Origin of the sequence: Tessaracoccus sp. O5.2, assembly GCF_964266725.1 — a bacterium.
GTDB lineage: Bacteria > Actinomycetota > Actinomycetes > Propionibacteriales > Propionibacteriaceae > Arachnia > Arachnia lapidicapta.
The window spans coordinates 48,391-60,343 of record NZ_CAXWGV010000055.1; the positions used below are offsets into that span (position 1 = coordinate 48,391).

General features: G+C 70.1%; 9 protein-coding genes. 3 read left to right on the top strand and 6 right to left on the bottom strand.

Annotated features, from left to right (window positions below; all coding sequences use genetic code 11):
* Nucleotides 1-7 precede the first annotated feature (7 nt).
* Nucleotides 8-880, top strand: a complete 873-nt coding sequence (locus ACFQPD_RS14105; RefSeq protein ID WP_385901415.1) for a universal stress protein — start codon at nt 8-10, stop codon at nt 878-880.
* Entirely contained in the window at nt 877-4,686 is a 3,810-nt protein-coding gene (gene hrpA, locus ACFQPD_RS14110; RefSeq protein WP_385901417.1) for an ATP-dependent RNA helicase HrpA, read from the top strand. The genes ACFQPD_RS14105 and hrpA overlap by 4 nt, the downstream gene beginning before the upstream one ends.
* 6 nt (nt 4,687-4,692) lie before the next feature.
* Here the strand turns inward: hrpA and ACFQPD_RS14115 are convergent, their stop codons facing one another.
* The 6 genes from ACFQPD_RS14115 to ACFQPD_RS14140 all read right to left on the bottom strand — a co-directional run bounded on the left by ACFQPD_RS14115 (nt 4,693) and on the right by ACFQPD_RS14140 (nt 10,989).
* Nucleotides 4,693-6,045, bottom strand: coding sequence for a sn-glycerol-1-phosphate dehydrogenase (locus ACFQPD_RS14115; protein WP_385901419.1), 1,353 nt, complete (start codon nt 6,043-6,045; stop codon nt 4,693-4,695).
* Between the two features lie 11 nt (nt 6,046-6,056).
* The gene (locus tag ACFQPD_RS14120; protein ID WP_385901421.1) at nt 6,057-7,616 is read right to left on the bottom strand and encodes a ribulokinase; all 1,560 of its coding nucleotides are present in this window, start codon (nt 7,614-7,616) and stop codon (nt 6,057-6,059) included.
* A gap of 39 nt (nt 7,617-7,655) precedes the next feature.
* The gene (locus tag ACFQPD_RS14125) at nt 7,656-8,522 is read right to left on the bottom strand and encodes an HAD-IIA family hydrolase (RefSeq protein ID WP_385901423.1); all 867 of its coding nucleotides are present in this window, start codon (nt 8,520-8,522) and stop codon (nt 7,656-7,658) included.
* A gap of 19 nt (nt 8,523-8,541) precedes the next feature.
* Nucleotides 8,542-9,543 carry a hypothetical protein gene (locus ACFQPD_RS14130; protein WP_385901424.1) on the bottom strand — a complete coding sequence of 334 codons (1,002 nt, stop codon included), beginning with the start codon at nt 9,541-9,543 and terminating at the stop codon, nt 8,542-8,544.
* A 46-nt stretch (nt 9,544-9,589) separates the two neighbouring features.
* Nucleotides 9,590-10,057, bottom strand: a complete 468-nt coding sequence (locus ACFQPD_RS14135) for a ribose-5-phosphate isomerase (RefSeq protein ID WP_385901425.1) — start codon at nt 10,055-10,057, stop codon at nt 9,590-9,592.
* Between the two features lie 116 nt (nt 10,058-10,173).
* Nucleotides 10,174-10,989, bottom strand: coding sequence for a DeoR/GlpR family DNA-binding transcription regulator (locus tag ACFQPD_RS14140; protein ID WP_385901427.1), 816 nt, complete (start codon nt 10,987-10,989; stop codon nt 10,174-10,176).
* A 69-nt stretch (nt 10,990-11,058) separates the two neighbouring features.
* Between ACFQPD_RS14140 and ACFQPD_RS14145 the strand changes: the two genes are divergently transcribed.
* A complete protein-coding gene (locus ACFQPD_RS14145; RefSeq protein ID WP_385901428.1) occupies nt 11,059-11,907 on the top strand; it encodes an acyl-CoA thioesterase in 849 nt (282 codons plus the stop codon).
* The last annotated feature ends 46 nt before the right edge of the window (nt 11,908-11,953 follow it).

Consider the following 11,953-nt stretch of genomic DNA (forward strand, 5'->3'; position numbering starts at 1 on the left):
GTCCACCATGACCGATCGCACCTCACCCCTGGTGGTCGTCGGCGTCGACGGCAGCGACGACGGCCTGCGCGCCGTCCGCTTCGGAACGGGCACCGTGCTGCGCTACGGCGGTGAACTCCTGCTCGTCAACGCCGTCGACGACACCCTGATGGCCGGCGCCTGGGGCGTCGTCTACGACCCCGAGGTCCTGCAGGCCGCCGGGGTCACCGCCAACGAGCAGGCCAAGGACGTCGCGCTCGGCATGGGACTCACCGAGGACAAGATCCGCACCGAGGTCGTCATGGGGTCGCCCGGCGGTGTGCTGACGCGTCTCAGCGAGGTCGCGGACCTGGTCGTCGTCGGCCGGCGCGCCGCCACCGGGCTCGAGCGCATGTTCGTCGGATCGACGTCGGTGGCCGTCGTGGCCAACGCGTCGTGCCCCGTCGTCGTCATCTCCGCGGCGGCGCACCCGAACCCGGTGGGCGAGAAGGGCCTGGTCGGGGTCGGCCTCACCACCGAGCCCGGCTCCGAGAAGGTGCTGGAGGCCGGCTTCGTCCAGGCCGAGCGGCTCGGCGCGCCGCTCGAGGTCGTGCACGCGATCCAGCCCCCCGTCGGACTGTTCGCGCGCAAGCTGAGTCCGACTCAGCTCGACGAGCAGGTCCGGTTCGCCAAGGGAGGCATCGAGGCACTGGCGGAGAAGCTCGCGCTGCAGCACCCGGGTGTCCGCTACGAGGTCATCGTGGCGGCGGACAGCCCCATCAACGAACTGGTGACCCGCAGCGCCAACTACGACCTGCTCGTGCTCGGGGTGGGCGAGTCGCACCTGCCGGGCTTCGGGCTCGGCGGTCTGCTGCGCGGGCTCATGGCGCACGCCGAGTGCCCGCTCTACATCACTCGATGACGGACGCGCACACCGCGCCGACAGTCGAGGTCGATCCGTCCCTGCCGATCGCGGCGGAGGCGGAGCGCATCGCCGCGCTGATCCGCGACCACCAGGTGGTGGTCGTGGCGGGCGAGACCGGATCGGGAAAGACGACTCAGCTGCCGAAGATCTGCCTGCTCGCAGGCAGGGAGCGCATCGCGCACACCCAGCCGCGGCGCATCGCGGCGCGCACCGTGGCACAGCGGATCGCGGCCGAATGCGGCGTCGAGCTCGGGGACTTCGTGGGCTACCAGGTCAGGTTCACGCGGAAGGTGTCGGCCGAGACCCGCATCAAGGTGATGACCGACGGCATCCTGCTCTCGGAACTCACCCACAACCGGCGCCTCAGCCGCTACGACACGATCATCATCGACGAGGCGCACGAGCGCAGCCTCAACATCGACTTCCTGCTCGGCTACCTCAAGCAGCTGCTGCCGGCGCGCCCGGACCTGCGGGTCATCGTGACGTCGGCGACCATCGACACCGCGCGGTTCTCGGCGCACTTCGACGACGCCCCCGTCGTGGAGGTGTCAGGGCGCACCTACCCGGTGGAGACGCGCTACCGGCCGCTCACCGAGGACGAGGACGAGATCGACGGGATCGTGGGCGCGGTCGAGGAGATCGTCACGGAGTCGACCACGGGAGACATCCTCGTGTTCCTCAGCGGAGAGCGGGAGATCCGTGACGCCGCGGACGCCGTCGAGAAGCTGGGCACCGGCCTGGAAGTCCTGCCGCTGTTCGCCCGCCTGTCCGCCGCCGACCAGCAGCGCGTGTTCCAACCGCACGGCGGGCGCCGTGTGGTCCTCGCCACCAACGTGGCCGAGACGTCCATCACGGTCCCGGGGATCCGCTACGTCATCGACACGGGGACGGCGCGCATCTCGCGCTACTCGGCCCGCACCAAGGTGCAACGCCTCCCCATCGAGCCGGTCTCCCAGGCGTCGGCCAATCAGCGCGCCGGGCGATGCGGGCGCCTCGGCCCGGGCATCGCGATCCGCCTGTACAGCGAGGAGGACTTCGAGTCGCGTCCCCTGTACTCGGAGCCGGAGATCCTGCGCACCAACCTCGCCACTGTCATCCTGCTGATGGCGCAGGCCGGCCTGGGCGACGTCGAGAACTTCCCCTTCGTCGAAGCCCCGGTGCTGTCGCAGATCAACGACGGCGTACGCGTCCTCACCGAGCTGGGCGCCCTGCATCCGCGCAAGCGCCACGACCACGTCCGGCTGACTCGCACGGGGCGCATGCTGGCCCGGCTCCCCGTCGACCCGCGCCTCGGCAGGATGCTCGTCGAGGGCTCCCGGCGGCGCACCCTCGGCACGGTGCTGATCCTCGTCGCGGGACTCACCGTGCCCGACGTCCGCGAACGCCCCGCCGAGTTCCAGGCCCAGGCCGACCAGCTGCACCGCCGATTCTGGTCCGGCGACGACCCCGCGCCCGAGCAGCCCGCTCCCTCCGCGGAGCCGGCCCGACACACGGTGCACACCGGGACCCGGCCCGAGGCGGCCGCCGCTGCCCCGCTTGAGGGCGGCGACTTCGAGGTGCTCCTCAACGTGTGGACCTACCTGCGGCGCCGTCGCCGCGAGCTATCGGGCAGCGCGTTCCGCCGCATGTGCCGCGCCGAGTACCTCAGCTTCGTCCGCTTCCGGGAGTGGGAGGACCTGGTGTCGCAGCTGAAGGAGGCGGTCCGGGAACTGGACCTCGACACCTCCGGATCGGGGCCCATGTCGGAGGTCCTCACCTGTCTGCTGACCGGCCTGCTGTCGAACGTCGGGCTGGCCGAGGTGGACAAGAGCAAGCCCACGCCCGGGAAGAGGCGTCCGCTGACGATGTATCTCGGCGCACGCGGGGCGAGGTTCGCGATCCAGCCCGGCTCGTCCCTCGCCCGGCGCACGCCGCCGCTGGTGATGGCCTTCGAGCTCGTGGAGACCTCGCAGCTGTGGGCGCGGACCGTCGCGGAGGTGCGCCCCGAGTGGATCGAGGCCGTGGGGGGTCACGTCCTCACGCGGACGGTCTCCGAGCCGCGGTGGTCGCAGCGGACCGCCACGGTGATCGCCAGCGAACGCCTCACCCTCTTCGGGGTGCCCATCGTTGCGGGCCGGCGCACCAACTACGCGGCCGACCACCCGGCCGAGGCCCGCGAGATCTTCCTTCGATCCGCGCTCGTGGAGGGGGAGTGGGAGACCCGCAACAAGCTGGTGACCGCCAACCGGGCCGTGCTGGTCGAGGCGACGACCCTGACGGACCGGATGCGTCGGCCCGACCTGCTCATCTCCGACGAGGCGCTGTTCGAGTTCTACGACTCCAGGGTGCCCGGCGACGTCGTCTCCGGCGCCACGTTCGACCGCTGGCTGCGCGGGCTCCCGCCGGCGGAATGGCCGCGGCTCACGCTGGACGACGCGGTCGTCGACGCGGACGCGCTGCGCCCCGACGACTACCCCGACCACTGGCTGGTCGGGCAGCACCGGCTGCCGATCCGCTACGTGTTCGACCCGGGCGCGGGCGGCGACGGCGTGACGGTCACCGTCCGGCTGGAGTTGCTCAACCAACTCGACGGCGCGCCGTTCAGCTGGCAGGTGCCCGGGCTGCGTCGCGAGCTCATCACCGAGCTGATCCGCACCCTGCCCAAGGCCCAGCGGACCAGCTTCGTCCCCGCACCGGATTACGCCCGCCGCGCGCTCGACCACATGGCGGAGCGCGGGCTCGTGGGCCGAGGTTCCTTGAGCGAGGCCCTCGCCTCGACGCTGACCGCCCTCACCGGCACCGTCGTCGCGCCCGGCGACTTCCGCCCCGAGGCGTTGAGCAGCCACCTGCGGCCGACGTTCGTCGTCACCGACAACGGCCGCGAGGTGGCGCGCGGGGCCGACCTCGACGCCCTCGTGGAGCGCCTAGCGCCGCGGGTGGCCGCGAAGCTGACGCGGTCGGCGGGCGACCTCGCCCGTACCGGTCAGCGGAGCTGGACCTTCGGCGCAGTGCCGCGGCGCATCACGGTCGCCGCAGGCGTGATCGGCTATCCGGCGCTCGTCGACGAGGGGTCCACGGTCGGGCTGCGGGTCCTGGACGCGCCCGCCACCGCCGACCGCTCCCACGTGCTGGGGGTGCGCCGGCTCCTGACGCTCACGAACCCGGACCCGGTCAAGTGGGTCGTGGGGCACCTCGGCCGCGACGAGAAGCTCGCGCTCGCCAACTCGCCCTACCCCAGCGTCCCTGAACTCCTCGCGGACGCGTGGCTGAAGGCCGGCGAGCAGCTCGCCGCGGAGCAGGGCCCCGTCGTCGAGGTCCGCGACGAGGAGGCCTACGCCCGCGTCGCCCTGGCCGTGCGGCAGGAGTGCCCGGGCCGCACCCGTCAGGTCGTGGCGACCGTCGCGCAGGCCCTGACGTCGCTGACGCGGGCCCGGCTGCTGCTGGGGTCGATGGCCGAGGCGGATCCGGTGCGCCGTGACGTTACGACCCAGCTCGACAACCTGTTCTTCCCCCGCTTCATCTCCGCCACCCCGGACCCCTGGTTCGGCCACCTGCCGCGCTACGCGCAGGGCGCCGTCGCGCGGATCGAGGCGGCCCTGGCGAACCCGGCGCGCGACGCCCGGCTCCGGGCTGAGGTGGACGAGATGGAGGACCTGTACGCGGACCTGACCGCCGCCCAGCCGCCGGGGCCCCTGCCGGCCCCCGTCGAGGAGATCGCGTTCCTGCTGGAGGAGTTCCGCGTGAGCCTGTTCGCTCAGCAGCTCCGCACCGCGGTCCCCATCTCCGCCAAACGGGTCAGACAGGCGATCCGTCAGGCCCGTTGAGCCGGCTCAGGAACGCTGAGCACCCCAGAAGCCGTCCTCCGCGAACAACCGCTCAACCATCCCTTCGAGAAGGCCGGCTTCGAAAACCACGTCCAGCACGGTGTAGCGCTTGCGGATGGTCTGAGCCCTCAGGTAGGTCTGGCGGAACCGGTCCCAGTCGAGATCGATGTCGTCGGGATGGGCTGGGGCGCCGGCGGCCCTCAGGCGTCGTTGCACCTCGGCGGCGGGCAGAAGCTGATCGCGAAGCCGGGGCGCGATCCTGTGCCACTCCCGGGTCAGCCTGGTCAGGCGCGCCTCGAGCTCGGCAGGAGTCACCCACTTGGCGAGAGTCTGCTGCACCGTCTCCTCCACCAGCTGCGGGTTCGGGTTGAGGGACCGGACGTGTCGTTCGAGCTCCTCGCGGGACCTCCACGCCGCCACGGCCGCGCCGACGTCGAGGTGGGCCACGTCTGTGCCGAGCAGGTCCTCGTACAGGGCCGCGATCGCGACCGTGCCCAGGCCCACCTTGAAGCCGTGCGAGAGCCGCGGCTTCTGCTCCACGCCGTGACCCTCCATCTCCCACAGGTGGCTGAACTGGTGTTCGGCACCGGACGCCGGCCGCGACGACTGGTGGGCCTGCATCGCGAGGCCGGACATGATCAACCCCTCCGCCAGCGCTCCCACCGCGTCGACGTCTCCGGCGGCCAGGGCCTCCGGCCGTGCGACGGCGGCGCCCAGCGTCCCTTGGACCTTGTCCCACACAGCCTGGTCGATCGGCTCGACGCCGAGCACGTCAGCCAGGATCCAGTCTGCGCCGGAGGTGACCTTGCCCAGCAGATCGCCGTAGCCCGACGCCGTCATGACCGACGGCGCGGCTGCCATGATGTCGAGATCCGCGACGCACGCGCGGGGCGCGGGGCAGGCGAGGGTCTGCTTGAACCCGTCGACGGCGATGGAGGCCCCGAACGCCGTGTAGCCGTCCATCGACGCGGCGGTCCCGACGATGATGTAGCCCCGCTCCAGTTCGCCGCTGGCCCTCTTGACGATGTCGTTGAGCGTCCCGGCACCCACCGCCACAGGAACCGCGTCGATGAACGCGAGGTGGTCGCGCAGCTCGACGATGTTCTCGTAGCGGGCGTACAGCTCGGGATCGCCCGGGAACACGTAGGGCTCGTGGCATGCGACGCCGGAGGCGGTCAAGGCCCGCTGGACGCCCTGGCCCGCCACCACCATGGTGCGGTCGTCGGCGACGACGATCGCCGACCGGCCCGGGTAGAGGTCGGCGAAGACCCCCGGGATTTCTCGGATGGCACCTGAGCCGAGCACGACACGCCTGGTGTCGCCCGCGTCTGCAAGTGCCGCCTGGATCTTGTCTGACATGCGCCGACTCCTCACTTCGCTGCTTCGTGGTCGACCACCTGGTGGGTGAGTTCGGCCATCTGGGGGTAGGACTGGCAGTACCGGTCGACGTAGAACTGGTACTCCTCGTGGCGGGCGGGATCCGGCTCCAAGCGCTCGACCTCGTGCACCATGTGGTCGGCGGCATCCTGGATGTCGCGGTAGAGGCCCGCGCCGACCGCCGCCAGCATGCAGGTGCCGAGGACCACGGCGTCGCCCACCTCGGTGAGCGTCACGGGGACGCCGGTGACGTCGGCATGCATCTGCATCCACTCGCGCGAGTTGGTGGCGCCGCCGCACGCGACGATCTCGGACACCTCGAAGCCCTGGCTCTCCATGGCGCGAAGGTTGTGCGCGGTCCCGTAGCAGACCGACTCCTGGATGGCGTGGTAGAAGTGGGCCGGCGTGTGGTGCAGGGACAGGCCCCAGATCATGCCTCGGGCCTTGGAGTCCGTGTAGGGCGTGCGGTTGCCCTGGAAGTACTCGTTGATGATCAGGCCGTCGGATCCGACGGGGATCTCACGGGACTTGCGGTTGAGGATGTCGTAGGCGTTGAGGCCGCTGGTCTCGGCGGCGGCCACCACGTCGGGGGCGAAGTTGTCCTTGAACCACTTGAGCACCGAGCCGGTGGAGACCTGCCCGCCCTCGACGGTGTACTGGCCCTTGATCACGCCGTCGGTGTAGGCGCCGAAGAAGCCCGCGCCGTGGATCTCGGCGGCGGTCTGCCCCGTCAGGACATGCGAGGAGCCGGTGATGAGGGCCATCTTGCCCGGAGTGACGACGCCGAGCCCGATCTGCCCGGCCCACGCGTCGGCCGGTCCCTGCGCCACCGGGATCCCCGGAACAAGCCCGAGTGCAGAGGCGGCCGCGGGGGTCAGGCCACCGACGGGGGTACCGAGATCCAGCACCCGGTCAGGGATCTTGTCAAAGACGTCGCCGCATCCGATGGTCTCGTAGAAGTCCACCGGCCAGCCGCCGTGGGCGCGGTTGTGGTACATGCGCAGTGCCGCGGAGTTGATGTTGACGCTCCACTCGCCGGTCAGCTTGTGGGTGACCCAGTCGGGCGCATCGACGAGACGGTGCGCCGCGCGGTAGACGTCGGGCTCGTTCTCCTTGATCCAGGCCGCCTTGAACGGGTACCACTCGGCGGTGGCGGGTGCGGTGCCGGCCCCGTTGTAGAGGCGGGCCACCGAATCGGAGGACTCGGCGCGGGCGGCCTGCTGCGTCGCCCGGACGTCCATCCACATGATGGCCGGCCTGAGCGCGTCGCCTCGCCCGTCCATGGCCACCACCGTCATGGTGGTCGCGTCGCACGAGATGCCCGCGATCGACGCGGCGGGCACGCCGGAGTTGGCGAGTGCCTTGCGGGATGAGGCCTGGAGGGCCTCCCACCAGTCGTCCGGGTGCTGCTCCGCCCATCCGGGCCGAGGATGGTGGGTCTTGTAGGCGGTGGCCGCGAACGTCACGGGACGTCCGGTGAGGTCGAAGATCGCGACGCGGCAGCTCTCCGTGCCGAAGTCGATCCCCATCAGGTAAGGGCCGTCGATGCTCATGATGAACCTTCTTCGTTGAGTGTTCGTGGGTCAGGGGTGTCAGTTGTCGTTGTCGTCTGTCCAGCCGAGCTCGTCCCAGATCTCTGCAGGGATGAGCCGGTCGATGCGGTCCAGGACGTAGGTGGGTCGGGCGCTCTCGGGAAGCGCCGCGACATCCGCGGCTGTGGCCTCGCCGGTGAGGACGAGAGCCGATGGCATGGCCGCGTCGAGTGCCATTTGGATGTCAGTGCCGAGGCGGTCGCCGACCATGACTGCGTCGGCCGGCTCGAGGCCAAGGCCCGCCATCGCCTCGTGCAGCATGACGGGGGAGGGCTTGCCCAGGCTGACCGCGCAGGGGACGCCCGTGCAGGCCTCGATCGCGGCGGTGATGGCTGCGCAGTCCGGCTCGCCGCGGCCACCGGGGAACGGGCAATACCGGTCGGGGTTCGTCTGGATGAGGAAGGCACGCTTGTGGTACCAGATGGCGTCGAACGCGATCTGCAACTTCCGGTAGTCGAACGTCCGGTCGTAGGAGGCGATCACGATGTCGATCTCCGAGGGATCCTCGCTCAACCGGAACCCGGCGCCCAGCAACGCGGCCCGCAGCGGCTCCTCGCCGATGCAGAAGAGCACCGCGTAGGGGTGGTGCTCGGTCAGCCACCGGACGGTCGTGACCACCGTGTTGGCGATGTCCTCCAGGTCGGTGGGCAGGCCCAGCCGGGCGAGCTTGCGCTGGTACTGGAGCGGGTCCTTCGTCGGGTTGTTCGACAGGAAGCGCACCGGGATCTCCCTGCGCCTCAGCTCGCGGATCATCCGGGCCGCACCGGGAAGCAGATGGTCGCCCAGATAGATGGTTCCGTCGAGGTCGAAGATGTAGGCGCCCTTCAGCTCGGTCGGGGCTGAGACGGCTGCGGTCACGTCGGTCATGAGTGCTCCTGGTTGTTGCTCAGCCGACGATGCCGGCGACGGTGAGCACGATCGTGGTGGAGACCCAGATCGCCATGGCGGGGGGATCGATGTGGGTCGTGCCGCGCACGTGGAGGAGGTTGGACTGGAGCTCGGCGAGGAACGCCGACAGCATGCCGAACAGGGCGGCGATCAGCAGCGCGGCGACGGCCACCCAGCTGATCTGGTCTCCCCACTCCCCCCAGGTGAAGCCGCTGCCGGCGAGGATGGGCATGAACTTGATGGCGGCGAGGCCGCCGATGATGGTGATGTGGTGCTGGACCGGCATCTCGTGGCCGAGGATCAGGAAGAGGATCACCACGGCGGAGAACCCGAACGCGAAGGTGTGTGCCCACGCCTCGGCCCCGGGGAAGAACGTGGCGAGGGCGATGGAGGAGCCGCCGCCCAGGATGCCGAAGAAGGCGCCCAGGGTCAGGTACTGGGCCGGCCGCTGCTGCCACTTCAGCCAGAAGCTCTCGTCGTTGGAGGCGATACGGCGCCAGAGCGATGAGGCGTCGCGGTTCATCTTCTCGGGGTTCAGCAGGCTGCCGCCGCCGAAGACGAGTCGGGCTGCGACGGCGGACAGGAACACGGTCAGGGCAACGGAATCCGTGTGCGTGCCGAACCACGGCAGCATAGAGATGCCGATCTGGGTGAGGTAGCCGAGGAGTCCGAAGACGGCGCCCACCAGCAGCACGCTGGGCCGGCCGAGCCGGGCGAGCGGTTCGGAGACGTCGCGCCCATCGGCGTAGCCGCGGTTGTGGGCGAAGGCCGCGGCGGCCACGCCGCCGGCGAAGGCGATGTGGGGGCCCATAAACGGCCCGAAGGCCAGGAAGTCGAATCCGGCCCCGGAACCCGTGGCGGCGAAGAGGCCCCACGAGACGAAGACGCAGATGCCGGTGACTCCGAATGCGTAGTTGGCTCCGATTGCGGCGCCGACGAAGCCGCCGGCCAGAGCGACGACCAGTCCGAGGAGGAAGACCCCCAGGGTGGCAGTGAACATCCTTGTTCTCCTGTTGGTGAGTGGTGTGGGTGTGTGGAGGAGCGGGTCAGCCGGCCGCGGGCGGCTCGTACGAGCACAAGGCGTCGACCTTGTCTGCGGAGGCGGAGGCGGGGTCGAACTCGTAGCCCAGGAACTCGCTGGCGAGCCGGAGCGCCAACTGCTCACCGATGACACGCTGGCCGAGACAGAGCACCTGGCCGTTGTTCGAGAGCACGAGGCGCTCGACGGAGAACGAGTCGTGGGCCGTGCTGGCTCGGACTCCGGGCACCTTGTTCGCGGAGATTGCGACGCCCATGCCGGTGCCGCACACGAAGATTCCCCGGTCAGCCTCGCCCGCGGCGATCTTGCGTGCCCCCGCGACGGCGAGGTGCGGGTAGGCGGTCGGATCCGTGTCAGCGTTCACGCCGACGTCGATCACCTTCTCGACGCGCTCATCGCTCTCCAGCATCCGCCTGATGGCGTCCTTGTAGCCGACTCCGGCCTGATCGGCGGCCAGCACTACACGAAGTCCCATGGTGTTCCAACTCCTCGGTCTCGCGGCTGCTCTGCCGCGTCTAACCAAACAGTAACACCATCAATGGTGAAAATACCAGCAAGGATGTGAAAAATGAGGGCTCGTGGTGATAACTATTAGTCTGAGGGCCCCTGCGGCGTTGCCACCGTGACGCGGGCGCCCCACTCGCCGAGCCGTCGAAGGTCCTCCGGGTCGATGCCCGGGTCGACGATCACGTGATCGAAGTCGGCGAGGTCCGCGAACGCGTGGAGGGCCTTGCGCTGCAACTTCGTGTGGTCCAGCAGCAGCACCTTGGTGCGGGCGGAGCGCATCATGGCCTTCTTCACGGCCACGACGGCCTCGTAGGGATGGAAGCACCGACCGTCGGAGATTCCTGAGGCGGACAGGACGCAGAAGTCGATGTCCATCCCATGCAGGGTGGAGGTCGCCGTCGGTCCGAGGACGGCGTCGGCCCACCCCTCGTACGTGCCGCCGGTCAGGAAGAGGCGCAGGTCCTGCGTCTGCGCGGCCTCCCGGGCCACCAGCAGCGAGTTGGTGATCACGGTGATGGGGGCCGACTTCGCCAGCTCGCGGACGACGTAGATGCCGCTGGTGGAGTCGTCGAGAACCACGGAACTGCCCGACGGGATGAGGTCGGTGACGGCTCGGGCCATCGCCTCCTTGCTCTCGGGTTCCTGCTCGATCCGGAACGAGGCGCTGGCCTCCTGCAGCCCGCTGGCTGCCGCTGAGACCTGCCCGCGATGCCGCTGGAGCAGCCCCGCCTCCTCAAGGGCGCGGACGTCCCGGTAGGCCGTCATGGTGCTGACCCCGGTATGCGCGACGATGTCCTCCATCGAGACGGAGCCGTGCTTGATCACGAGTTCGGCGATCGCGAGGTGTCTCGCCCGCTGTGGGGTGGGCCCTGCGGGCTTGGCGTTGTTGTCGTCAACCATGATTGAGCACTCCTCGACGTGCGACTCCCGGGTGCGAACCGGCAGTTGCACACTACTCCGGGTGGCACGATGGGGTCCGTGCCTAAGGACGTCGACGAACTCATCGCCCTGTTCGACCTGCAGACCACCGGGGAGAACCGGTTCCGCGGGCCGCATCCCAACACGCTGCTGCAAAGGCTGTTCGGGGGCCAGGTGCTGGGGCAGACGCTCGTCGCGGCCGCGCGGACGGTGCCCGACGAGCGGCTCGTGCACTCCCTCAACGCGTACTTCCTGCGGCCGGGCGCCATCGACCGGCCACTCGACTTCGAGGTCGAGGTCATGCGCGACGGCAACACGTTCAGCAACCGCCGCGTCATCACCCGCCAAGGTGACACCGTCATCTTCCAGATGACCGCGTCGTTCCAGGAGCCGGAGGACGGGCTCGACCACTCGGCCGCGCAGCCGACCGACGTCGCGGTGCCCGAGTCGTGCCCCTCGCTGCACGAGGTGCTGGAGCGCCGGTTCGGGGCCAGCGTCCGGCTGGTGTCGGAATGGGACGCCCTCGACGTGCGGCTCGCGGCGCGCCCCGACCTGGTCGAGGGCGGCGGCAACATGAAGGCCTGGGTGCGCACGCGCGAACCCATGCCCGACGACCCGCTGCTCCACTCCGCGGTGCTGGCCTACCTGTCCGACATCACGCTGCTCAGCGTGTCGACGGTGCCCCACGAGGTGGAGTTCCTGTCCCCGGCGATGCAGGCCGCCTCCATCGACCACGCGATGTGGTTCCATCGGCCGGTGCGGGTCGACGAGTGGCTGCTCTACGACATGACGTCGCCGTCGGCGTCGCACGCGCGCGGCTTCGCCATGGGACGGCTGTTCCAGGGCGGCAAGGCGGTGGCGTCGTGCGCGCAGGAAGGCCTCATCCGGGTCCTGGGCTGACATGGCAGCGGCCCCCTCCCCGGGGGTGGGGGAGAGGGCCGCTGGT

Bases quoted from the DNA above. Each gene is read 5' to 3' on its own strand.
- ACFQPD_RS14140 (WP_385901427.1), bottom strand. From the start codon at position 10,989: ATGGTTGACGACAACAACGCCAAGCCCGCAGGGCCCACCCCACAGCGG.
- ACFQPD_RS14125 (WP_385901423.1), bottom strand. From the start codon at position 8,522: ATGACCGACGTGACCGCAGCCGTCTCAGCCCCGACCGAGCTGAAGGGC.
- hrpA (WP_385901417.1), top strand. From the start codon at position 877: ATGACGGACGCGCACACCGCGCCGACAGTCGAGGTCGATCCGTCCCTG.
- ACFQPD_RS14115 (WP_385901419.1), bottom strand. From the start codon at position 6,045: ATGTCAGACAAGATCCAGGCGGCACTTGCAGACGCGGGCGACACCAGG.
- ACFQPD_RS14120 (WP_385901421.1), bottom strand. From the start codon at position 7,616: ATGAGCATCGACGGCCCTTACCTGATGGGGATCGACTTCGGCACGGAG.
- ACFQPD_RS14130 (WP_385901424.1), bottom strand. From the start codon at position 9,543: ATGTTCACTGCCACCCTGGGGGTCTTCCTCCTCGGACTGGTCGTCGCT.
- ACFQPD_RS14145 (WP_385901428.1), top strand. From the start codon at position 11,059: ATGGGGTCCGTGCCTAAGGACGTCGACGAACTCATCGCCCTGTTCGAC.
- ACFQPD_RS14135 (WP_385901425.1), bottom strand. From the start codon at position 10,057: ATGGGACTTCGTGTAGTGCTGGCCGCCGATCAGGCCGGAGTCGGCTAC.
- ACFQPD_RS14105 (WP_385901415.1), top strand. From the start codon at position 8: ATGACCGATCGCACCTCACCCCTGGTGGTCGTCGGCGTCGACGGCAGC.